This is a genomic window from Pseudoduganella sp. SL102, from assembly GCF_027856995.1.
Lineage (GTDB): Bacteria > Pseudomonadota > Gammaproteobacteria > Burkholderiales > Burkholderiaceae_D > Rugamonas > Rugamonas albidiflava.
In genome coordinates this window covers 6,093,837-6,116,548 of sequence record NZ_CP115554.1, presented here as the reverse complement: position 1 = coordinate 6,116,548, position 22,712 = coordinate 6,093,837, and the positions used below count along the sequence as shown (strand labels likewise).

At 64.1% G+C, this 22,712-nt stretch carries 23 protein-coding genes and 1 pseudogene; 12 read left to right on the top strand and 12 right to left on the bottom strand.

The annotated features are described in order from the left end of the window. Positions 1-9 precede the first annotated feature (9 nt). Positions 10-951, bottom strand: coding sequence for an Hsp33 family molecular chaperone HslO (hslO, locus tag OU994_RS25900; protein WP_281608262.1), 942 nt, complete (start codon positions 949-951; stop codon positions 10-12). Between the two features lie 3 nt (positions 952-954). Continuing rightward, positions 955-1,479, bottom strand: a complete 525-nt coding sequence (locus OU994_RS25895; RefSeq protein WP_281608261.1) for a gamma carbonic anhydrase family protein — start codon at positions 1,477-1,479, stop codon at positions 955-957. A 178-nt stretch (positions 1,480-1,657) separates the two neighbouring features. Here OU994_RS25895 and OU994_RS25890 point away from each other — a divergent pair, with 178 nt between their 5' ends. From OU994_RS25890 to bamC, 8 genes are all read left to right on the top strand, one after another. After that, the gene (locus OU994_RS25890; RefSeq protein WP_281608260.1) at positions 1,658-2,533 is read left to right on the top strand and encodes an alpha/beta fold hydrolase; all 876 of its coding nucleotides are present in this window, start codon (positions 1,658-1,660) and stop codon (positions 2,531-2,533) included. A gap of 154 nt (positions 2,534-2,687) precedes the next feature. Then, on the top strand, positions 2,688-3,521 hold the full coding sequence (locus OU994_RS25885; RefSeq protein WP_281611723.1) for a 3',5'-nucleoside bisphosphate phosphatase: 834 nt from the start codon (positions 2,688-2,690) through the stop codon (positions 3,519-3,521). A 125-nt stretch (positions 3,522-3,646) separates the two neighbouring features. After that, positions 3,647-4,516 carry a protease HtpX gene (gene htpX, locus OU994_RS25880; protein WP_281608259.1) on the top strand — a complete coding sequence of 290 codons (870 nt, stop codon included), beginning with the start codon at positions 3,647-3,649 and terminating at the stop codon, positions 4,514-4,516. Positions 4,517-4,545: 29 nt separating this feature from the next. Further along, positions 4,546-5,169, top strand: coding sequence for an L-threonylcarbamoyladenylate synthase (locus OU994_RS25875; RefSeq protein ID WP_281608258.1), 624 nt, complete (start codon positions 4,546-4,548; stop codon positions 5,167-5,169). Positions 5,170-5,314: 145 nt separating this feature from the next. Further along, positions 5,315-5,989: a site-2 protease family protein gene (locus OU994_RS25870; protein ID WP_131144439.1), complete on the top strand. Its 675-nt coding sequence runs from the start codon at positions 5,315-5,317 to the stop codon at positions 5,987-5,989. A 74-nt stretch (positions 5,990-6,063) separates the two neighbouring features. Beyond that, positions 6,064-6,633 carry a bifunctional 2-polyprenyl-6-hydroxyphenol methylase/3-demethylubiquinol 3-O-methyltransferase UbiG gene (locus OU994_RS25865; RefSeq protein ID WP_281608257.1) on the top strand — a complete coding sequence of 190 codons (570 nt, stop codon included), beginning with the start codon at positions 6,064-6,066 and terminating at the stop codon, positions 6,631-6,633. Between the two features lie 79 nt (positions 6,634-6,712). Then, positions 6,713-7,600: a 4-hydroxy-tetrahydrodipicolinate synthase gene (gene dapA / locus OU994_RS25860; RefSeq protein WP_281608256.1), complete on the top strand. Its 888-nt coding sequence runs from the start codon at positions 6,713-6,715 to the stop codon at positions 7,598-7,600. A 136-nt stretch (positions 7,601-7,736) separates the two neighbouring features. Beyond that, positions 7,737-8,861: an outer membrane protein assembly factor BamC gene (gene bamC / locus OU994_RS25855; protein ID WP_281608255.1), complete on the top strand. Its 1,125-nt coding sequence runs from the start codon at positions 7,737-7,739 to the stop codon at positions 8,859-8,861. Positions 8,862-8,906: 45 nt separating this feature from the next. On the opposite strand, the gene OU994_RS25850 is transcribed toward bamC, so the two are convergent. After that, positions 8,907-9,818: a LysR family transcriptional regulator gene (locus OU994_RS25850; protein WP_281608254.1), complete on the bottom strand. Its 912-nt coding sequence runs from the start codon at positions 9,816-9,818 to the stop codon at positions 8,907-8,909. A 104-nt stretch (positions 9,819-9,922) separates the two neighbouring features. Here OU994_RS25850 and OU994_RS25845 point away from each other — a divergent pair, with 104 nt between their 5' ends. Continuing rightward, positions 9,923-10,561 (top strand): NAD(P)-dependent oxidoreductase, encoded by a 639-nt coding sequence (locus tag OU994_RS25845; protein WP_281608253.1) that lies wholly within the window; start codon positions 9,923-9,925, stop codon positions 10,559-10,561. A 274-nt stretch (positions 10,562-10,835) separates the two neighbouring features. Here OU994_RS25845 and OU994_RS25840 read toward each other — a convergent pair whose 3' ends face one another. The 4 genes from OU994_RS25840 to OU994_RS25825 form a co-directional block, all read right to left on the bottom strand. Then, on the bottom strand, positions 10,836-11,120 hold the full coding sequence (locus OU994_RS25840) for a hypothetical protein (protein WP_131144445.1): 285 nt from the start codon (positions 11,118-11,120) through the stop codon (positions 10,836-10,838). Between the two features lie 358 nt (positions 11,121-11,478). Further along, a complete protein-coding gene (locus tag OU994_RS25835; RefSeq protein ID WP_281608252.1) occupies positions 11,479-11,961 on the bottom strand; it encodes a hypothetical protein in 483 nt (160 codons plus the stop codon). 9 nt (positions 11,962-11,970) lie between these two features. Beyond that, positions 11,971-13,104, bottom strand: a complete 1,134-nt coding sequence (locus tag OU994_RS25830) for a cupin domain-containing protein (protein WP_281608251.1) — start codon at positions 13,102-13,104, stop codon at positions 11,971-11,973. 74 nt (positions 13,105-13,178) lie between these two features. After that, on the bottom strand, positions 13,179-13,898 hold the full coding sequence (locus tag OU994_RS25825) for a PEP-CTERM sorting domain-containing protein (RefSeq protein ID WP_281608250.1): 720 nt from the start codon (positions 13,896-13,898) through the stop codon (positions 13,179-13,181). 172 nt (positions 13,899-14,070) lie between these two features. Between OU994_RS25825 and OU994_RS25820 the strand changes: the two genes are divergently transcribed. After that, positions 14,071-14,613 (top strand): peptidylprolyl isomerase, encoded by a 543-nt coding sequence (locus tag OU994_RS25820; RefSeq protein WP_131144449.1) that lies wholly within the window; start codon positions 14,071-14,073, stop codon positions 14,611-14,613. Between the two features lie 123 nt (positions 14,614-14,736). Here OU994_RS25820 and OU994_RS25815 read toward each other — a convergent pair whose 3' ends face one another. From OU994_RS25815 to OU994_RS25795, 5 genes and pseudogenes are all read right to left on the bottom strand, one after another. After that, positions 14,737-15,720, bottom strand: a complete 984-nt coding sequence (locus tag OU994_RS25815; RefSeq protein ID WP_281608249.1) for a hypothetical protein — start codon at positions 15,718-15,720, stop codon at positions 14,737-14,739. After that, positions 15,717-18,401, bottom strand: coding sequence for a DNA mismatch repair protein MutS (mutS, locus tag OU994_RS25810; protein WP_281608248.1), 2,685 nt, complete (start codon positions 18,399-18,401; stop codon positions 15,717-15,719). Before mutS ends, OU994_RS25815 begins: the two co-directional genes overlap by 4 nt. A 789-nt stretch (positions 18,402-19,190) precedes the next feature. Beyond that, a complete protein-coding gene (locus OU994_RS25805; RefSeq protein WP_281608247.1) occupies positions 19,191-19,574 on the bottom strand; it encodes a hypothetical protein in 384 nt (127 codons plus the stop codon). Continuing rightward, on the bottom strand, positions 19,571-20,095 hold the full coding sequence (locus OU994_RS25800; protein WP_281608246.1) for a penicillin-insensitive murein endopeptidase: 525 nt from the start codon (positions 20,093-20,095) through the stop codon (positions 19,571-19,573). The genes OU994_RS25805 and OU994_RS25800 overlap by 4 nt, the downstream gene beginning before the upstream one ends. Before the next feature lie 14 nt (positions 20,096-20,109). Then, a pseudogene (locus tag OU994_RS25795) lies at positions 20,110-20,599 on the bottom strand (Hcp family type VI secretion system effector). A gap of 863 nt (positions 20,600-21,462) precedes the next feature. On the opposite strand from OU994_RS25795, the gene OU994_RS25790 reads away from it, so the two are divergent. Next, on the top strand, positions 21,463-21,753 hold the full coding sequence (locus tag OU994_RS25790; protein ID WP_281608245.1) for a putative quinol monooxygenase: 291 nt from the start codon (positions 21,463-21,465) through the stop codon (positions 21,751-21,753). Positions 21,754-21,857: 104 nt separating this feature from the next. Beyond that, on the top strand, positions 21,858-22,694 hold the full coding sequence (locus OU994_RS25785) for an HDOD domain-containing protein (RefSeq protein WP_281608244.1): 837 nt from the start codon (positions 21,858-21,860) through the stop codon (positions 22,692-22,694). The last annotated feature ends 18 nt before the right edge of the window (positions 22,695-22,712 follow it).

The following is a 22,712-nucleotide window of genomic DNA, read 5'->3' as shown; positions in this document are numbered from 1 at the left end:
GGAGGCTGGTCAGTGCTTGGCTTCGGTAGGATGGATCAGCGCTTCGGCGGGGGCGTCGGTGGCGAACAGCTGGGCGCAGTCGACGGCGTCGTATTCATAGTGCTTGCCGCAGAAGTCGCAGTTGATGCCCAGCTTGCCCTGCTCGGCCAGCGCGTCTTCCACTTCGGCCTGGCCCAGCATCTTGAGCATGTTGCCCACCTTGTCGCGCGTGCAGCTGCAGTGGAACGACGGGTGCACCGGGTCGAACACGCGGATGGTTTCTTCCCAGAACAGGCGCTTTTGCAGCACGTCGATTTCGGTGGACAGCAGTTCTTCTTCTTTCAGCGTGCGCCCCAGCATGACGGCGCGGTTCCAGGTTTCCAGCGCCTCTTCCGGCGTGACGGGATTCGCTTCGGCCTTGCCGCCATGCAGCGGCAGCTTTTGCAGCAGCAGGCCGCGCGCCACGTTGTCGTCGGCGGCCAGCCACAGCTGCGTGTCCAGCTGCTCGGAACGCAGCATGTAGTGTTCGATCACGGTGGCGACGTCCTCGCCGTCGAGCGGCACGACGCCCTGGTACGGCTGCTGGCCCGGCACTTTCTCGGCCGGGTCGAGCGTGATCACGAAGCGGCCGCGGCCCGTCTGGTTCAGCAAATCCGTCAGGTTGGCGTCGTCGGCGATGGCCGCGTCCTCGTTCAGCTTCGCGGTGGCGCGCATGCGCAGCTGGGAATCGCATTCGACCACCAGCAGGCGTACCGGGCCGTCGCCATGGATCTGCATCACGATGGAGCCGTTGAATTTCAGGTTGGCCGACAGCAGGGCCGCGGCGGACACCATCTGCCCCAGCAGCCGCTTGACGGCCACCGGATACTGGTGGCGCGCCTGGATCTCGCGCCACGTGGCCGAGATGTCGACCAGCTCGCCCCGCACGGCGGCGTTCTCGAAAATGAATTTTTGCAGGGTATCCTGGGTCATGCGTTATCCAATCTTTTTCAAATTTGTCTTGAACAGCTGCGCGCGTTCCACGTAGCTGTCGGCGCTGCCTCGCAGCCGCGCCACGTCGTCCGCCGCCAGCTCGCGCACGGCCTTGGCCGGGGAACCGATGATCAGCACGTTGTCGGGGAATTCCTTGCCCTCGGTGACCAGGGCACCCGCGCCGACCAGGCAACCCTTGCCGATCTTCGCGCCGTTCAGGATCACGGCCTGGATGCCGACCAGTGCGCCGTCGCCGATGGTGCAGCCATGCAGCATGGCCTGGTGGCCGATCGTGACGTTGCGGCCGATCGTCAGCGGATAGCCCATGTCGGTATGCATCACCGTACCTTCCTGCACATTGCTGTTCGCGCCGATGGTGATGCGCTCGTTGTCGCCGCGCAGCGTGGCACCGAACCACACCGAGCTGTTCGCCTCCAGCGTGACCTTGCCGATCACCGTGGCGGTGTCGGCCACGAAGGCGGTGGCGTCGATGTCGGGCGCATCCGTGCCCAACTGGTAGATCGTCATGGCTTGGCCTTGTCCGGGGAAAATATTGGCGACATTTTACGCTCTTGCGCCCCGGAAGCCGTGCCGTTAACGTTTGCAAGGCGAATAAGCACGATCGTGCTAAACTCGCTTCGACAAGGACTTTCTTCAACGAAAGTCCGCATATTGCGACGACACCGACCATTTCAAGACCAGCCCGATGACACCTTCCCGTTCCGATTTCCTCACCGTGCGCGGCCTGCGCACCCATGTCCGCCACTGGGGCCGCGACGGCGCGCCGAAGATCTTCATGCTGCACGGCTGGATGGACGTGGGCGCTTCGTTCCAGTTCGTGGTCGACCACCTGGGTGGCGACTGGCATGTCATCGCACCCGACTGGCGCGGTTTCGGCCTCACCGAGCGGTCCGGTACCGACACCTACTGGTTCCCCGACTACCTCGCCGACCTGGATGCGATCCTGCGCCACTACCAGCCCGAAGGGCAGGTCGACCTGGTCGGCCACAGCATGGGCGGCAATATCGCCGGCATCTATGCGGGGGTGCGGCCGGAACGGATCCGCCGCTTCGTCAACCTGGAAGGCTTCGGCCTGACGGGCGCGAAGCCGGAAGACGCGCCGAAGCGCTATGCGAAGTGGCTGGACGAACTGCTCGATCCACCGGCGATGAAGGGTTACCCGACCGAGGAAGCCGTCGCGGCACGCCTGCAAAAGACCAACCCGCGCCTGAGCGACGAGCGGGCGGCCTTCCTGGCGCGGCACTGGTCCGCCCGCAATGCGGCCGGCGAATGGGAAATCCTCGGCGACCCGGTGCACAAGCAGGCCAGCCCGCTGCCGTATCACGCCGAGGACATCATGGCGTGCTGGCGCCGCATCACCGCCCCGGTGCTGTGGGTGGAAGCGGCGGATACCAATATGTGGCTGTGGCTGGGCGGACCGGAAGAGGGCCGGCGCGAGGTCGACCGCAGGATGGCGCATATCGCCGACATCACGCCGAAGATGGTGCCCGATGCCGGCCACATGCTGCACCATGATCAGCCGGCGCTGCTGGCGGAGATGATCCGGGACTTCCTGGCCTGAGTTCCCGCCGCGTGTGGACGTCGTTGCCCGCATAGTCTCGTTCCGCGCACGGACTCATTCCACGCACGGACTCATTCCGCGCATAATTGGCCGCTTGCGGCGCCGCGCGGCGGGCGGCGGTACAATGACCGCTCGTTACCGTTTCCCTCCGCCCATGCTGAAAGTCGACCTGCACTGCCATTCCAATGTTTCCGACGGCGTCCTCGCGCCTGCCGCCGTGGCGAAGTACGCGCGCCAGGCCGGCGTGGACGTGTGGGCATTGACCGACCACGATGAAGTGGGCGGCATCGCCGCCGCGCGCGCCGCGGCGCTCGAGCTGGGCATGCGTTTCGTGGCCGGCGTGGAAATCTCGATCACGTGGAGCGGCGAAACGGTGCACATCGTCGGCCTGAATATCGACGAGAACGATCCCGCGCTGCTGCGCGGGCTGGCCGCCACCCGCGAGGGCCGCGATGCGCGCGGCCGCGAGATCGGCGAACAGCTGGCCAAGGCCGGCATCCACGGCGCCTACGAAGGCGCGCTGGAATTCGTCGACAACCCGGCGCTGATGTCGCGCACGCACTTCGCCCGCTTCCTGGTGCAGCAGGGCTATTGCGCCAACACGCCGGAAGTGTTCCGCAAGTACCTGTCCGAAGGCAAGCCCGGCTACGTGCCGCACCGCTGGGCCAGCCTGGAACAGGCCGTCGGCTGGATCCAGGGCGCCGGCGGGGTGGCCGTCATCGCCCACCCGGGCCGCTACCGCTTCACGCAGTTGCAGCAGGGCGTACTGTTCGATGAGTTCAAGGAGCTGGGCGGCACCGCGATCGAAGTGGTGACCGGCAGCCATACGCCGGACCAGTACCCGGTGTATGCGCAGCTGGCCAACGCCTATGGCTTCCTGGCTTCGCGCGGCACCGATTTCCATGCGCCGGGCGAGGCGCGGGTGGATTTCGCCGCGCTGCCGCCGCTGCCGGCCAGCGTCACGCCGGTCTGGCACGACTGGACCTGACGGCCCGCCGGGCGGGGAAAGCCCGGCCAGTTCATCTCCGTGGCTGGCGCCAGGCCGGAAATACCCTTGTAATTTTGTGGTTATAGCCTTATATGGCCCCTCGGATCACATCCGGAGACTTCTACATGAAACGCATCGTCCTGTTTATCGCCACCAACCTCGCCGTGATGTTGGTGTTGTCCATCGTACTGTCGCTGCTCGGCATCGGCCGGCCCGGCGCGGGCGGGCAACTGGAGATGGGCGGGCTGCTGGCGTTCTCGCTGGTGGTCGGTTTTACCGGCTCGATCATCTCCCTGCTGATTTCCAAGCCGATGGCGAAGTGGACCACCGGCGCCCGCGTGATCGACGCGCCGCAGAATTCCACCGAGCAGTGGCTGCTGTCCACCGTGCAGGGCCTGGCCCAGCGCGCCGGCATCGGCATGCCGGAAGTGGCCGTGTATGACGGCGAACCGAATGCCTTCGCCACCGGCGCCTTCAAGAATTCCGCGCTGGTGGCCGTGTCCACCGGCCTGCTGCAATCGATGAATCGCGAAGAAGTGGAAGCGGTGCTGGGCCACGAGGTGGCGCACATCGCCAATGGCGACATGGTCACGCTGACCCTGATCCAGGGCGTGGTGAATACCTTCGTGGTGTTCTTCGCCCGTATCGTCGGCTTCTTCGTCGACAAGATACTGCTGCGCAACGAGGGCGGCCGCGGCATCGGCTACATGGCCACCGTGTTTGTCTGCGAAATCGTGTTCGGCCTGCTGGCATCGATCATCGTGGCCTGGTTCTCGCGCAAGCGCGAGTTCCGCGCCGATGCCGGCTCGGCCCGCCTGCTGGGCAGCACCGCGCCGATGCAGAACGCGCTGGCCCGCCTGGGCGGCATGGAGCCGGGCGGCCTGCCGCAGAACATGGCCGCTTCCGGCATCTCGGGCGGCGGCGGCTGGTCGGCGCTGTTCTCCACCCACCCGCCGTTCGAGGAACGCATCGCGGCATTGCAGGCACTGAGGTAAGGTGCCCGGTCAACCGGAAAAATCGAGGCATGAGCCAATTCTTTGAAATCCATCCCGTCAATCCGCAAGGCCGCCTGATCAAGCAGGCGGCCCAGATCATCCACGGCGGCGGCGTCGTCGCCGTGCCCACCGACTCGTGCTATGCGCTGGTGTGCCACCTGGACGACAAGGCGGCCGTCGAGCGCCTGCGCCGCATCCGCGGCATCGATGAAAAGCACCACCTGGCGCTGCTGTGCCGCGACCTGTCCGAGATCGGCGTGTATGCCCGCGTCGACAACAAGCAGTTCCGGCTGCTGAAGGCGGCTACCCCGGGGCCGTTCACGTTCATCCTGGAAGCCACGCGGGAAGTGCCGCGCCGGCTGTCGCACCCGTCGCGCAAGACCATCGGCCTGCGTGTGCCGGAAACGCCGATCGTCGAGGCGCTGATGGCCGAGCTGGGCCAGCCGCTGATCTCGTCCACGCTGATCTTGCCGGACGAGACCGAACCGCTGAACGATCCCGAAGAGATCAATGCCCGCATCGGCAAGCAGCTGGACCTGGTCATCGACGGCGGGGCTTGCAGCATGGAGATGACGACCGTCGTCGACCTGACGGGTGCCGAGCCGGAGCTGGTTCGCCTGGGCCGCGGCGATCCGGCCATGGTGGGCCTGTGAAAGGGGGGCTGTGAAAAACGGGCCTGTGAAAGCCGGCCAATGAGAGCTGCGCCGGCCATCCTCCGCTGGCGTCTTTTCCCTTCTTTACCTTCCTCCCTCTTTCGACCCGCCAGGGCTGTCATTGCAGTCTGGTAAAATTTTGCCCATGAATGAATTCAGCCAAGCCATCCAGACCATCGCGGTGTATGCGATCCCCGTGCTGTTCGCGATTTCGCTGCACGAGGCGGCCCATGGCTACGTGGCCCGGTATTTCGGCGACCCGACCGCGCACGAGCAGGGGCGCCTGTCGGTCAACCCCACCCGGCACATCGATCCCTTCGGCACCATCATCCTGCCGCTGATCCTGTACCTGACGATCCACATGCCGTTCGGCTATGCCAAGCCGGTACCGGTCGATTACAGCCGGCTGCGCAATCCCAAGAAGCAGATGGGTTTCGTGGCCGCGGCCGGCCCGATGGCCAATTTCGCGATGGGCCTGGCCTGGATGATCTGGCTGGAGCTGATGACCGGCATGGGCGTGTCCGAACCGTTCCTGGTCAAGATGGCCGTTGCCGGCGTAAATGTGAACGCGATCATGTGCGTGTTCAACCTGCTGCCGGTGCCGCCGCTCGACGGCGGCCGTATCATGACGGCGCTGCTGCCGAACGAACTGGCGCGGCGCTATGCCCGGATCGAGTTGTATACCCCGTGGATCTTCATCGGCTTGCTGGTGGCGATGTATTTCAACCTGCTGACGCCGCTGCTGACGAGCATGGTGGGCATCTTCATCGGTGTGCTGGGCTTGCTGGTGCTGCCGCTGCAGCTGCTGCTCGGCTTATGAAGCATGGACCGGCCGGTGCGCGGCTGCGCGCGGCCATGGGATCGAGTAATACCTGACTGTGAGTGAAGGAACAGATGAGCGACGTGGTTTCTCCCTGGGTGCAACGCTTTGCACCATTGATTCCCGGTGGCGAGGTACTCGACCTCGCGTGCGGCAACGGCCGCCATTCGCGCCACCTTGTCACGCTGGGACATGCGGTGATCGCCGTCGACCGGCGGCCGGACGCGCTGGCCGCCACGGCCGGGCCCGGCATCGTGACCAGCGACATCGACCTGGAGGTGGACGAAGCGCCGTGGCCATTCGGGCCGAACCGGTTTGCCGGCATCGTGGTCACCAATTACCTGCACCGGCCGCTGCTGGCCGACATGATCGGCAGCCTGGCGCCGAATGGCGTGCTGATCTATGAAACCTTCGCCGACGGCAATGCGGCGTTCGGCAAGCCCAGCAATCCCGACTTCCTGCTGAAGCCGGGCGAATTGCTGGAACTTGCGCGCCAGCAGGGCTTGCGTGTCATCGCTTTCGAGGATGGCATCGTTAATGAGGATGGCCAGCAGGGCAGCGTCCGGGCCATGGTCCAGCGGGTGTGCGCCGTCAAGGCCGAGTTCCCGCGGGAAGCCGCGCTGCTCGGCCGTATCGGGAGTTGATACCGCCGCGAAATACCCCACGGGCGCAGGCGATCGTCTACAATCGACGTTTTCAATCTATTTGCAATTGGTTCAATATATGATTAAGGGCAGCATTGTTGCAATCGTGACGCCGATGCACGCGGATGGCAGTCTGGACTATGACAGCCTGAACCGCCTGATCGATTGGCATATTGCCGAAGGTACGGATGGCATCGTCATCGTCGGCACCACGGGTGAGTCCGCTACCGTGACGGTGGCCGAGCACTGTGCACTGATCAAGGCCTGCGTGGACCGGGTTGCCGGCCGTATTCCCGTGATCGCCGGCAGCGGTGGCAACTCGACCGCCGAAGCCATCGTGCTGACCCGTTATGCCAAGGAAGCCGGTGCCGATGCGACCTTGCAAGTAGTGCCCTACTATAACCGGCCGACCCAGGAAGGCATGTACCAGCACTTCAAGGCGATCGCCGAAGCGGTGGACCTGCCGGTCATCCTGTACAACGTGCCTGGCCGCACCGTGGCGGACATGGCGAACGACACCGTGGTGCGCCTGGCGGCCATCGAGAACATCATCGGCATCAAGGATGCCACCGGCAATATCGGCCGGGGCCTGGACCTGCTGCGCCTGCTGCGCGCGGTGCCGAAGGAGTTCGCCGTGTATTCCGGCGACGATCCGACCGCGATGGCGCTGATGCTGGCTGGCGGCAAGGGCAATATTTCCGTGACCGCCAATGTGGCGCCGCGCGCCATGGCCGAGATGTGCGCCGCAGCCATGACGGGTGAAATCGCCCGCGCCATCGAGATCAACGACAAGGTTTTCCCCCTGCACCAGAAACTGTTCGTCGAGCCGAACCCGGTGCCCGCCAAGTGGGCATTGGCGGAAATGGGCAAGATGCCAGCCGGCATCCGCCTGCCGCTGGTTCCGCTCGCCTCCGAATTCCACCAGACGGTACGTACCGCCCTGGTCGAAGCCGGCGTGCTGGCGTAATGCCGGAGTGTGGCGGCGCCGGTTCCGGCGCCGCCGCGACGATCACCCAGCTGGTTCCTTCAGCTTTTATCTCTGTCACCACATGATCAAGAAAGCTTCCCTTACTCCGCAAAGCGGCCTCGCGCTTGGCGTCCTGATGCTGAGCCTGACTGGCTGCGGCATGGTTGAATCCGTGGTCGGCAAGACCACGGTGGACTACAAGTCGGCCAAGAAAGCCAGCACGCTGGACGTACCGCCGGACCTCACCCAGTTGCAGAAGGATAATCGCTACGCGCTGCCGGACAGCGGCAGCGGTGTCGCCACCGCTTCCGGCTATGCGGCGCAGCGCGCCAGCATGGCAGGCGGCGGCGGTGGAACGCTGGCCGCGCCGGCAGCCGCCGCCGGCGGCAATGAAGTGGCCAGCGCCGGAAACGACAAGGTGCGCGTGGAGCGGGCCGGCAACCAGCGCTGGCTGGTCGTCAAAGCTTCTCCTGACGTGCTGTGGCCGCAGCTGAAGTCGTTCTGGGAAGACGCCGGCTTCACGATGTCGCTCGACGACGCGACCGCCGGCGTGATGGAAACCGAGTGGAACGAGAACCGCGCGAAGATCCCGCAGGACATCATCCGCCGCACCATCGGCAAGGTGTTCGATTCGGCCTATTCGACCGGCGAACGCGACAAGTACCGCACCCGTGTCGAGCGCAACGCCGATGGCACCACCGAGATCTACATCAGCCACCGCGGCGCGGCGGAAATCGCCCAGGGGCCGGAAAAGGAAATCGTGACGTGGACGCCGCGGCCTTCCGACCCTAACCTGGAAGCGGTATTCCTGGCGCGCCTGCTGACCAAGCTGGGCGGCACCGAAGCCACGGCGGCCCGCACCGCCGTCGACAACGCGATCGTGCAACCGCTGCATGCCTTCCTGAAAGGCGAGGGCGCCAACCGCCACGTGGAAACGGACGAAGGCTTCGACCGCTCGTGGCGCCGCGTCGGCCTGGCGCTGGACCGCGCCGGCTTCACCGTGGAAGACCGCGACCGCGTGCAGGGCATCTACTACGTGCGCTACGTGGCCGACCAGGTAGAGAAGCCCGGCTTCCTGAAGCGCCTGTTCACGTGGGGTTCGTCGGACGCCGACAAGGAAGCGCAACGCTACCGCATCATCGTCAAGGCGGCGCCGACCGGCAACACCAGCCAGGTCAGCGTGCAGAACAACAAGGGCGAGGCGGATACGTCGCCGACCGCGGAAAAGATCCTGACGCTGCTGCAGGACGAACTGAAATAACCGGCGTTCACGCCACCGAGAACCGGCCCGCGAGGCCGGTTTTTTTCATTCGGCGCCAGCCGCCAGCCACGCCTGGAAGTGCTCGACGAAGGCCCTCACTCTGCGCGAGACATGCCGCCCGGGCGGGAATACGGCGAACGTGCCGCCGGGGGGCAGGGTCCACCCGGGCAGCAGCCGCACCAGGGCGCCGCTGGCGAGATCGCGCCGCACGCTGTACTCGTCCAGGATTGATACACCGGCCCCATCCAGGACCAGCGCGCGCAGGGCGCCGGCGGAATCGGTGCGGATGCGCGCCCGCATCTGCACCGTCTCGCTCGCCCCGCCAGGGCCGGCGAAGGTCCATTTCAGCGGCGCGGGCAGCCGCGTCAGGGCGATCCAGTCCAGCGTGGCCAGCTCCTGCGGCGTGCGCGGTGCGCCCGCCCGCGCCAGGTAGGAGGGCGCCGCGACCGCGTATTGGCCGAACTCGGCCAGCTTGACGGCCCGCAGCGTCGAGTCGCGCAGCCAGCCCATGCGGATCGCGATGTCGATCCCTTCCCCCACCAGGTCGGCGATCCGGTCGCCCGTCTGCAACTCGATCGCCAGCGCCGGATGCAGGGCGGCGAAGCGCGCCAGCGCCGGGGCGACGAAATGGGCGCCGAAGTCGGTCGGCGCCGTCACGCGCAGGCTGCCCGTCAGCGTGGCGGCGGTGGCGTGGACTTCGTCGACTGCGGAGCGCAATTGCCGCAGCAGCGGGGCGCACTCTTCATGCAGGGCCTGGCCGGCGACGGTGGGCAGCACGCGGCGGGTGGTGCGTGTCAGCAGCGCGGTGCCGAGCCGCGCTTCCAGCCGGGCCACTTCCAGGCTCACCTTGGCCGGCGCAACGCCGAGCCGCAGCGCGGCCTTGGAAAAGCCGCCCGTTTCCACCACGGCGGCAAACACGACCAGGTCATTGAGGTCCACATGTCCAGGGATGGCCATTGCATTATTTAGAATTCCTGATGAATGAATTATGACCTTAGGGATTTATCAGGGCAATGCCGAAGCGCATGATGGCGCTGTACCCATCCACTGAAAGGAATCATATGAACATCGCACTGATCGGCGCTACCGGCTATGTCGGCTCGGCATTGCTGGCCGAAGCCGCCAGCCGTGGCCACGACGTGAAAGCCATCGTCTCGCGGCCCGCCAACGTACCGGAGCGCCCGGGCGTGCATGCCGTGCGCGTGGATGTGCACGACCGCGACACACTGGCGGCGCAACTGGCTGGCCTCGATGCCGTGGTCAGCGCCTTCAGCGGCCATGCCCAGCAGGATGTGCAGGGTTATTACGTGCGGGGTATCGAGGCGATCATCGCGGCAACCAGGGCGGCGCGCGTACCGCGCTTGCTGGTGGTCGGCGGCGCTGGCAGCCTGGAAGTGGCGCCCGGCGTGCAGCTGGTCGATACCCCGGCATTCCCTGTGCAGTGGAAGGCTACCGCGGAAGGGGCGCGCGAGGCGCTGCGGCTGCTGCGCGCGGAAGAGGCGCTGGACTGGACGATGCTGAGCCCGGCGGCACACCTCGAGCCGGGCAGCCGTACAGGTGTCTTCCGCCTGGGATCGGACCAGTTGTTGACGGATGCTTCCGGAAACAGCCATATCTCGCTGGAAGACTACGCAGTGGCGATGATCGACGAGCTGGAGCAGCCGGCCCACTCGCGGCGGCGTTTCTCGGTGGCGTATTGACGCGGCTGGCGAAGCGGAGACGTTGGAAACGGGCGGCTGCGAAGCCGGCCGCCTGGAACGTCGTTTGACTGGGGCCGGACGCGGCTCCGGAACACCTGGCCACGAGAGGATGGTTTCAAACGACGTGGCCAGGAAAAACGTGATCAGGAAAAACGTGGCCAGGGAAAACGTGGCCAGGAAAAACGTGCCCAGTGAAAACGTGCCCCATAAAACAAAACCGCCCACAAGGGGCGGTTGAGCAGGTTGCCGTCCGGAGACGGCAGCCGTGAAGCGATTACTTGGCAGCAGCAGCGGCCGAAGCGGCTTCCGAAGCGGCCGAAGCGGCAGCCGAAGCGGCAGCAGCAGCGTCCGAAGCGGCAGCAGCAGCGTCAGCAGCCGGAGCAGCAGCTGCGTCAGCAGCAGGAGCAGCGGTTGCGTCAGCAGCAGGAGCGGCAGGAGCGGTTGCGTCAGCAGCTGGTGCGGTGACTTCAGCAGCAGGAGCAGCAGGCGCTTCTTCTTTCTTCGAGCAAGCAGCCAGGGCAACAGCCAGCAGGGAGGCGATCAGCAGGGACTTTTTCATTTGTTTTCCTTTATTAATACACTAATTGATGACAGTTGCGATGAATAATTACCGGTAATTATCGCTCACTAGGGCGTTTCGTGGTCATTCGGACCATATGGTGCCCCAGACAACGGAAACTTCCTAACAGAATATTATAGCGAATTTAAATGAGTCGCAATAGCAACACCAGACAGTTTCGCAAGTTTTTCGTACGTACAATATTGCTACTGAGTCTAGTTTTTGCCGCCTGACCCATACTTACCGGAGGCGAGCAACCAAACAGCCTGCGCAAGAGCGTCGGCAGAGTTGAACCGCAACCCGGTCGGCACCGCGAAGCGCGTTACGTGAACGAGGTCATGAATCCGTTATGAACCCGTTACAAACCCGTCACGCCAGCTTGCAGGCCGGGCCGGGTTTCGGCCCAGATAGACTGATAACGCTCGAGATACGATTGGGTTGACGACGGCGACTGAAAAATTGCTTCGCCACGGAAGTGGGCGCTGTGAAAGCGCCGCACGAGGTGATGCTCGTCACCGATGCAGAAGGAATCGGTGAGGTGCCGGATCGAGGCGTTGGTGAGCCGGCATTCCACCAGGTGGCCGTAGTCGTGCAGGATGCGCAGGAAACGCGGTGCATCCCGCTCCAGCCGTGCATTATCGTGGGCAACCAGTCGCAGGCGGCCGCCATGGCGCAGGAAGGTGCGCAGCAGCGCGTCGTTGCCGGTGCTGCCCAGTTCCCACCAGCCGAAATCCGGATCGAACATCGCCAGGGCGACACGGGAGCGGGACAGGCAGGCTTCCAGCTGGGCCTGGAACCCGGCGCGGGTATCGAACACTTCCCTGGGGATCTGCCTGTCCATCGCCCGCTCCTATTTATCCAGGTCGAGCCAGCCGTCGGTATACCAGGCGTACAGCGCTTCCATCACGTCTTCCGACGCGGCCGCCACCTGGGCACCCTCGAGCACGCGGTTGTTGGCCAGTGCTTCCAGCGCCGCCTTGTCGGCCCGGCCGATCGCGAACGACTCGCCATTGATGAACACATGCTTGCCGCGATACAGCATCTGTGTCTTGCGCGACAGCTTGACACCTTTCTTCGCCGCCGATTGCGCGAAGCGGCCGGCCGGCAGCGGCTTTTCAGGGCCCGTGAAGAACACGTTGTGCTTGGGTTCGGACAGGTATTCGCCGAGGAAGATGGCGAAGTCGTCTTCGGTGAACTGCATCTTGTTCAGCTCGTCCGCCAGCCGGCCCAGCATGTCCTTCGGGATTTCCGCCGGCTTGGCGGACGGTTCCAGCTCGGGGTCCGCATAGCGGCCGGGCAGGTCGATGGAGTCGGCCATGAACTGCAGGAATGCTTCGCCGAGTTCCTGGTAGGACGGCGAGCGGAAGCCGATCGAATAGGTCTGGCAATCGCCGATCGCCACGCCGTCGTGGGCATAGTGCGGCGGCAGGTACAGCATGTCGCCCGGCTCGAGCACGAATTCCTCGGTGGGCTTGAACTTGCTGAGGATCTTCAGCGGCAAGCCTTCCACCAGCGACAGGTCCTTTTGCGGGCCGATCTTCCAGCGCCGCTGGCCTTCGGCCTGCAGCAGGAACACGTCGTAGGAATCGAAGTGGGGACCGACACCGCCGCCATCGGTGGCGAAGCTGACCATCAGGTCGTCCAGCCGGGCGTCGGGGACGAAGCGGAACTGGCGCAGCAGCGCGTCGGCGGCATCGTCCTGCAGGTTGACGCCCTGCACCAGCAGGGTCCACTCGCGCTGCGTGCGCGGCGGCAGGTCATGCAGCGGGCCGTGCCGCATGTTCCATTCGCCATCGGTCAGGCTGACCAGCCGGGATTCGACGTAATCCCTGGTGGCCAGTTCGGCCAGCTGGTCGAAGGGCAGCAGCGGCTGGAAGCCGGGAATGGCCTGGCGGATCAGCAGCGGTTTCTTGTGCCAGTAATCGCGCATGAACTGCGCGGGCGTGATGTCGCCCAGGAGGCGGAGCGGTGCGGGTTTTTTCATGCCCGGATTATAGGCCATCCGCAGCGGCCGCCGGCGTCATGCACAAGCGGCATCACGCCTCGCGCCTGCCGCGCTCAGGCACCGATCGCCTTGCGGCGCCGCATCGCCGACGACGACCCCAGCCTCGCCGCGGCCACGGTGGCCAGGCCGGCGAGCAGCATTGCCGCCGTGGCCGGCTCGGGAACCGCCGACACGCTGAACTGCATGTCGCCGCCGGTCAGGTAGGCGTTATAGCCGAGGCCATGGATCGTCATCCGGAACGGATTCGCAGAGCTGGCACCATAGTGCTGCCAGTCCGCGGCTGACGGCAAGGTTTCCGGCGCGTGCGTGCCGGCTGGTGCCGCGAAGGCGAAATCCACCACGGCCAGCGGGTCGGTTTCCCCGCCGATGTTGCCGCTGCCATTCAGGCCAAGGCCATCGGCGGCGGCGGTGCGCGAAGTGATGAGCAGCGAGTTGTCCAGCGTGATCGTGGCGCCGATCAGGTCGAAGCTGACCGAATGCGAGACGACCTGCGTGAAGTAGCCGCCAAAGCCGGCTGCGAGGGGCGCCGCATCGTCGTAGGTGAAGCGGCCCGTGAGGACATCGCCGACCGAAGCCTGGATGCCGCCCAGGAACGTGGTGCCGACTTCTTCGTACGAATACGGGTCCAGGTATTCCTCCGCGATCGCGGCAATCGGTACCGCGTAGTCGACGGTGACAAGCGCGGCCCGGGCGGTGCCGGCGGCCATCAGCGATGCTGCGAAGAGCAGTGCTGTTTTACCCAGTGCTGTTTTACCCTGTGCTGTTTTCTTCATGTGTTCCCTCCGTGCGCGGCGGCGTTGATAACATAATGAAAAGCTTGTTTGATACCGATTGTCAGTCATTAATTTGTGCCTGTCCACGGTTTCCTGCGCCCGGCATCAGCATGGCGATGGCGCTCGCGGCGTGGAGGTATAATCGGCGCCATCAGACCAGAAAGGAAGTCACATGAAGATCGCCAAGAACACCGTCGTCACCGTGCAATACAAATTGTCGGACGCTCAGAACAACCTGATCGAGGACGGCCGCCAGCCGATGGTGTACCTGCATGGCGGGTATGAGAACACCCTGCCGAAGATCGAGGAAGAACTGGACGGCAAGGAAGTGGGTTATGCGAACACGATCCAGATCGAACCCGATGACGCGTTCGGCGACTACGACCCGAACCTGGTGAAAGTGGAGCCGCGTTCGCGCCTGCCGGAGCCGCTCGAGGTGGGCATGCAGTTCGAAGGCATGCCGGATGGCGACAGCGATGATGAAGCGATGATCTTCACCGTGACCGATATCGCCGAAGACAAGGTCGTGCTGGACGGTAACCACCCGCTGGCCGGCATGGCGCTGCGCTTCGAGCTGAAGGTGCTGGAAGTGCGCGAAGCCACCGACGAGGAAATCGCCCACGAACACGTGCATGGCGCGCATGGCCACCACCATGGCGACGAGGACGACGAAGGCGACGCGGGCGACCAGTTCCGCACCCAGCCGATCCACTGACCGGCTTGCCGGCCCGCCACCTGGCGGTGCCGGAATACCGGTGCGTCAACCGGCCATCGTTGGCGAAAGCGTCGCCAGCACACGGGCAGCCTCGGCTGCCCGTGTGCTTTGGTGCCTTCTCGACTAGCGCACGGGCAGCTTCGGCTGCCCGTTTGCTTTGGCGCCTTCCTCATGGCGCAGCGCGAACAGCGCTTCGCTGCCCGGCGCCACGCGCAGCACATTCCACTCGCCCTGCAGGGTCACGTGGCCCAGGTTGCCGCGCCAAGTCACGGTGCCCGGCGCGGGATCGCCCTTGACCGGCGGTTCGCGGTTGGCATCGACCAGCAGCACCTTGCCGGTGTACTTTTCGGCCAGCGTGCGCACCAGCCGGCGTGTTTCGGCGAAGCCATCCTGTTTGGTGGAAAATCCCGCCAGCAGCGAGAAGCCGGGTTCGGCATGGATGCGCACATCGCCGTCCGAGAACAGCACGAGGCCGGCCAGCTGGCGCCGTTTCGCCATGCCGAACAGCCGCTGCAGCCAGGCACGGTTGGCGACCAGCCGGTCTTCGTATTCGCTGTTGCGGCCCGCTTCCAGCAGGTAGTGGTTGTTGCGGGCGGGGAGGTTGATCGTGGCGAACAGCACGCCGTGCATTTCCCAGTACGCGTTTTCGGAATAACTGCGGAACTTGGTGATGGTCGACTGGCGGTTCAGGTCCAGCTCGCGGCGGCCCAGCGCTTCCTGCCCATCGTAGTAGATCTCGCGGATGCGGTTCAGCCGCTCGATCGCATTGGAGCGGCCCGCCGAATTGCGGCAGCCGGTCCAGTCGTCGCCCGTCAGTACCAGCACCAGCGGCTGGTCGGATTTGTTCAGCAGGGCCTTGCGCTGCAGGTACAGCTTGTCGCTGCACGGTTCGTCCGCCGACTTGATGCCCACGGCGATCACGAAGGCCGGCTTTTCCCGGTCGGCGCGGGCGATCGTGCGCTTCAGGTCGGCGTCGCCCAGCTCGTCGGGAAAAGTGTGGCCGACGACAGCGATGTCGAACGGCTGCTCGTCCGCCGGCGCGGCCCGGGCCGCCGCCAGCAAGGCGGCGCCCAGCACCAGCAAGGCCAGGCGGGCGCGCCGCGTCATGCCGGCACGAGACGCTTGAGCTGGTACAGCCGGTCCAGTGCTTCGCGCGGCGACAGCGCATCCGGATCCAGCTCGTCCAGCGCGGCCAGCAGCGCCGCCAGTTGCGGATCCTGCGCCGCCTCGGCAGCGCCAGCGGCGGCCATGGCGGGCTGGTCGTCGGCATCGGTTGCCGGCGCGGCGAACAGGTCCAGCTGCGGCGTGGCATCGAGGGCCTGGGCTTCCAGGCGTGCCAGGTGCTTGCGCGCCGCCCGGATCACGCCCTGCGGCACGCCGGCCAGCTGGGCCACCTGCAGGCCGTAGCTTTGCGATGCCGGGCCATCCTGCACCGCATGCAGGAACACGATGCTGTCCTTGTGCTCGACGGCCGACAGGTGCACGTTGGCCGCCGTCGGATGGCTTTCCGGCAGCTGCGTCAGCTCGAAATAGTGGGTGGCGAACAGGGTGAAGCTGCGGCTCGTGTCGATCAGGTGGCGCGCGATCGCCCAGGCCAGCGCCAGGCCGTCGAAGGTCGAGGTGCCGCGGCCGATCTCGTCCATCAGCACCAGCGACTGCTCGCTGGCGCCGTTCAGGATGGTGGCCGCTTCCGTCATCTCCACCATGAACGTGGAGCGGCCGCCGGCCAGGTCGTCGGTGGCGCCGATGCGCGTGAAGATGCGGTCGATCGGGCCGATCGTGGCGCTGGCCGCCGGCACGTAGCTGCCCACGTAGGCCAGCAGCGTGATCAGCGCGACCTGGCGCATGAAGGTGGATTTACCGCCCATGTTCGGGCCGGTGATCAGCAGCAGCCGGCGTTCGGCCAGCAGGCGGCAGTCGTTGGCGATGAAGCGTTCGATCTGGTTCTCCACCACCGGGTGCCGGCCTTCGTGGATATCGATGCACGATTCGGCCACCAGCCGGGGCGCGCACCAGTTGTTGCGCATGGCGTGTTCCGCCAGCGCGGTCAGCGTGTCCAGCTGGGCGATGCCCTGGGCGATCTTCTGCAGGCAGCCGATATGCGGCGCCAGGTCGGCCAGCAGCACGTCGTACAGCACTTTTTCACGCGCCAGCGCGCGGTCCTGCGCGGACAAGGCCTTGTCCTCGAAGGCCTTCAGTTCCGGCGTGATGTAGCGTTCGCAGTTCTTCAGCGTCTGGCGGCGGCGGTAGTCTTCCGGCACCTTGTCGGCCTGGCCGTTGGTGACTTCGATGTAGAAGCCATGCACGCGGTTGTACTCGACGCGCAGGTTGGCGATGCCGGTGCGGGCCCGTTCGCGCGCTTCCAGGTCGACCAGGAACTGGCCGGCGTTCTCCGACAGGCCGCGCAGTTCGTCGAGCTCGGCATCGAAGCCGCGCGCGATCACGCCGCCGTCGCGCACCATCGTGGCCGGCTCCGGCATCACCGCCCTGACCAGCAGGTCGACGCAGCTTTCCGGCGTGGCCAGCTGCTCGTGGATGCAGCGCAGCAGCGCCGCTTCGCTCTCGGGGCCGGCCACCCGGGCCAGCGACTTTTGCAGCTTGGGCAGTTGCTGCAGCCCGTCGCGCAGCGCCGCCAGGTCGCGCGGCCGTGCCGTCAGCAGGGCGATACGCGTGGTGATGCGCTCGATGTCCGGCACCTGCTGCAGGTGGAAGCCCAGCGAACCGGTGGCGTCGTCCTGCATCAGCGCGGCGATCGCGTCATGGCGGCCGCGTGCCACGGCCTGGTCGCGCCGCGGGTGGTGCAGCCAGTGGCGCAGCAGCCGCGAGCCCATCGCGGTGCGGCAGCCGTCCAGCAGCGAGAACAGCGTGGGGGCTTCCTGGCCGCGGATGGTTTCCGTCAGTTCCAGGTTGCGCCGGGTGGCCGCGTCCAGCCCGATGAACTCGGACTCGGTCTCGCACGACAGGTTCTTCACGTGCTGCAGGCCGCGGCCCTGGGTTGCCTGGGCATAGCGCAACAGCGCACCGGCGGCGCCGAACGCGGGGCCCATGCCGTCCGCGCCGAAGCCGGTCAGCGTGGCCACGCCCAGCTGGTCCAGCAACGCCTTGTGGCCGTGCACCACGTCGAAGTGCCATTCAGGCACGCCGTTCACATGGCAGATGGTGATCGCGTCGAACAGGTCGCCGCCATCGGCACGCAGGATCTCGGCCGGCGCGATGCGCTCCAGTTCCTGCTGCAGGCGGCCGTTGACTGCGCGCGCATCGCCGGAAAACTCCATCAGCTTCAGGTTGCCCGAGGCGAGCGACAGCCAGGCCAGGCCGCAGGTGACGCTCTTGCGCTGGTTCAGCATCGACAGCGCCAGCAGCGGGCGTTCCGACTTTTCCGGCAGCAGGTCCGAATCGGTCAGCGTGCCGGGGGTAACGATGCGCACCACCTTGCGTTCCACCGGGCCCTTGCTGGTGGCCGGATCGCCGATCTGCTCGCAGATGGCGCACGACTCGCCCAGCTTCACCAGCTTGGCCAGGTAGCCGTCCAGCGAATGGAACGGCACGCCGGCCATCTTGATCGGCACGCCATTCGCATGGCCGCGCGCCGTCAGCGTGATGCCGAGGATGCGCGACGCCTTCTCGGCATCCTCATGGAACAGTTCATAGAAGTCGCCCATGCGGTAGAACACCAGCATCGTCGGGTGTTCGCCCTTGATGCGCAGGTATTGCTGCATCATCGGCGTGACTTTTTCAGCGGGGCCGTTCTTGACGGCGGCGGCGTTGATTTCTGCGGGGACGTTCATGTGTTCGGTACGGCTGAGAAGCGCTGCGGTCGGGCGTGCATTTTACCCGGTTTAAGTGCTAGGGTTGGCAGAGTTGCCAAGTACATGATCCTGCAAAATTGCGTTTATACGCGCTGAGTACGGCCCGGCGAGCGAAGTGATGTGCTTGCTGGCGTAGCACATCGCCAGCGATCAAGCGAGGCGGCTCGGCGTGCGAGACCGAAAAGAATTTGGCGGGCTGCTGGCCCCAACTGCCAGGTCTAGTCAGCTGCCATGAAGAGCTAACTGTCGGGATGCTTTTGTCAGCCCGAAGATCGAGCCCACTACAGCATTCATACCCTTCGCTGTTCTTCGAGCCGTGCTAGAGCGCTGGACTCTCGATTGTTGGCGGTCGCGGTATTCTTGACTACAACTCGACGGTGTATCCGAGTCGATCGAGTCGAACGTTCCCTTGGTGTTTGCCTATCGATCACGGTGAAAATCTTTTGATCTGACTGAATAGGCATCGCGATCAGCCGGGATTGGTCCCGATAGAGTGCGTATCAGCTTGCGGTGCTAGCCATGATTACAACCGTGTATCGGCTGTCAGCGCAAACGGCTGTTCCCATAAAGATGAGTGTGCGCAATCTTTCATACTGTTCGCAGATTCAGACAGAGAAACAGTTGGCGTGGAGTACTAAGATTGAAGAAGGAACCATCAATGCGTAATCGACTCGCAGTAACCGGCGCCGGCTGCCACTGCCAGCGCCGAGCACATTTCCGATCTGCTGCTGAGCTTTCCCTCAGGCCGACCAGCGGATTCAATGCGGCTCAGCAGATTGAGCCGATAATAGCTTTCCCAGATATCACATCGATTCCAAAATAGCAGGCATGTCCATCTTCTTTTGTATAGGTGCAGGAGAGATCACCTCTGTTCCTTTCACGATAATCAGCAGCATCGCTACATGACGCTTTTTCATCTGGCCCGATCTGCTCGAATAATTCTTTCGCAAGCGGGCCCTTGAACATCATTGCTATCTTTCTGTCTCTATGCGTCGGTGGCAGCATCTCCGATAAAGTACCTCCATAAACTTGGTAGTCGCCCCTGAGCGGTCGCGGTTTTGCACTCCAGGCCGTAGCCTTCCCTTCTGCGGTGTGGGCTGTTAAAGGCAGCGTCAGAGCAGCGGCAAACAATGCAATACGCAAGATTATCATGCGAAATTTCCCCATAATTCGGCATGGAAGTGATCGTTGTGGCCTTTGAGTGTTTTAACTCGAGCGCCTAGCGCTTCCTGCACTTTTTCATCGTTGAAGAAAACGATCTTGATCCAGGGGTGCTCCACAAAGAGTCGAATCAAGCAAATGGTGGCTTCCTGGTCATAGACGGGGTCATCTTTATGAGACACCCGTGCGGCCGGGCCTGTCAACTTATCCTTGCGGACTGGTCGGCAATCCATCTCGATTCCCTTCTTGTGCGACCTGTGCTTGTCATACGCTTTTCCCCCATCAATGCTTATATTGCCGATACCAAATTTTCGGTCGCAAATCGCCTGCCATTCTCGTTCGATTTGGAAAATTAGCGTGAGTAAGTTGGGGTGTGCGTATTGTGCCAAGTGGCCGGTCCCCGGTACGTGATGCAGATTTCCATACACGTAATACCCGGCATCTTCTGGCGCTTGAGGCAGCATGAAGTATCCGCGTGAATCTTTAGGTTGAATTGGAACTCCGCGTTGCATGATGGGCCTCCTAACTAAACGCATTTCTTGGCACACAAGTCCCAGCCGCCTGCACTGGATCCGCCTGCGCCACCGCCAATTTTTTGCTGAGTGTAGGTCCACTTGACCTTTGCGAAGCGTTACCGATCTCGTCGTGTACGACATCGCCGTCACGCATTAGCTGATCCATATTGGTAATGAGTATGTTCTCCAATTCGACTTGATAATATTTAACACGCTGACCCTCGCTGTCAGCCCGCATGAACTCGAATTTTGCCCTGGCTATTGTCTTGCCCATGGAACAGTGCTGCATCAAGCTTGGCGAAGCAAGGTCCACGAACTTCGAAAAGGAGAGGGTCCGATATTCGCAGTCCCTGTTGTGTGGCCGCCTGCTGTGGACAAGGTGCTGGCTCTTGGTTGCGTTACGCCCCAATGAGCGGTGGTGATTTCGATCCAGCCTTGATGGGTACTGTCGGCCGATTCGCCTTTAATGCCTTCAATCTGCAAATACGCATCGCTTGCCAGGTTGAGCCTCCGTTAACTTAAGACGATCCTTATTGTTGCGACAACACATAACAGCGAGTTTATGGATGATCAACAAAATTAGACTTCCTCATAACTTAAGTGTTGGGACTGCGTAGACAGAGCGGCTAACCGTGGAAATCTTGAACGAATCGGCAGAGGGCGGGTGCGCTCCGCCTTGTCGAGCCAATTGCCATCAACAGCTAGCGGTCGGAGTGCTCTCGCCCGTCCGAAGGTCGAGCCCAATCCAGCATTGATACCCCTTCGCCGCCCTCCGCGCTGTGTAATTGCACTGCACACCTTGCTTCTGACGGTCCCGGTCACCTTTGTTTTGACTGCAGCTCGACGGCATGTCTGGCCCGATGGAGTCGAAAATTTCCTTAGCAGCAGGGCCGTCGACGAGGATTGCGAGCTTCCGGTCCGTCGCGGTTGGCGCGTCGCGATCGCTCAAGGTCTCACCGGAGAAAATTGTGTAGCGAACGTCGAGTGCCCGCCATGCCTCCAGGGGCGGGGTTAAGGCAAGTGCGAAACTGGTACTGAAAGCAAGAAGGGCAATCGACCTTTTCATTCTCATCCCAGTGCGCAGTCGTGATCTCGATCCAGGGTGCCTGGACCCGACGGGTTCTCCTTTGACGCCGTCAATCTGAAGATCTGAATCGAGTGCCATGTCGTTCGCCTATCGTGGATGTGGGACTGGAATTGTTGTCCGTTCCGAAATAGGTGTGTCTGCTAAGGCTCAATTTGGATTGTCATTGCTCCGGCACGAACGCCAGGAGGTTCGCACCGCTGAGCACTGCCCTGGCCACCTGCACGATCAGCCGTTCCCACTTACACTACGCCTTTCCCCCATCCAGAAAGGACAGAACGTGACCCAAGCCCTGATCGTCGTCGCCACCATCACCGCCCATGCGGGCCACGAAGCCGCCGTGCGCAGCGCGCTCGAGCAGGTCGTGCCGCCCAGCCGCGCGGAAGCGGATTGCCGCCGTTATGAGTTGCACGTCGACAATGCCGCGCCGAACCGGTTCGTGATGCTGGAAGAGTGGACCAGCGATGCGGCGCACAAGGAACACGAGGCAACGCCGCATTTCAAGACGCTGGCGGCCGCGATCGGCGGCGTGGCCAGCATCGAGATCGCGAAGCTGACGAAGCTGGCCTGAGGAAGTGGGCCCGACGGCGCTGAACTGATCCGTAGAGCACAAAATATTGCCGAGTGGATAGAGTGTGCGCACCGTGCCGGGGCTGGAACAGGTATAGTTCAGTCATGGAAAAGCTCAAAGATTTCGCGCAGATCGTCGCCGAAGCCCAGCGTGGCGAACTGGTGTTCCCCACCAGCGTCAATGCCGCCCTGTCGCTGCAGATGACGCTGGCTGACCCGGATTGTCACGACGAGGACGTGATCCGCAAGCTGCTGGCCGAGCCGATCCTGGCTGCGCGCGCGGTGGCGCTGGCCAATTCGGCCGTGTTCCGCTCGAACGGCGCGGCGCTGGCGACGGGCGTGCGCACGGCGGTGATGCGGCTGGGTTACCGTAACCTGTATTCGCTCACGGCGGCCATGGTGGTGCGCCAGTTCGGTGCCCGCATCCGCGATCCGCAGCTGCGAATGCGGGCCGAGCAGTTATGGAAGTATACGGCGCATGTCGCCGCGCTGGCGTATGTGATCGCCGGGCGGATCACCCGCGTGGAGCCGGACACCGCGCTGTTCGCTGGCATCATGCACGAGGTGGGCGGTTTCTACCTGCTCGGCCGGGCCGATGTGATTCCCGGCCTGCTGGACGATCCGGAAGAATGGATGGGGGCGGCGCAGGAAATCATCGCCCGCGAAATCATGAAGAAGCTGCAGGTGCCCGAACCGGTGGCGCTGGCCATTGTGTCGCTGCGCGGCGGCGCGGTGGGCATTCCGCCGGAAGGCTTGCGCGATACGCTGCTGGTGGCGCGCTACCTGTGCCCGGTGCCGTCGCCGCTGCCGCAAGCGCAGGACCACGTGCTGGCGCGCACCGCGGCGCTGTCCGGCTACCTGGAACAGCATCCGCAGATCGCCGTGCTGCTGGACGAGGCGGCCGAGCAGGCCAAGTCGATGAGCGCGGCCCTGCTCGTGTAGGCTAGCCGCGTAGTCGAC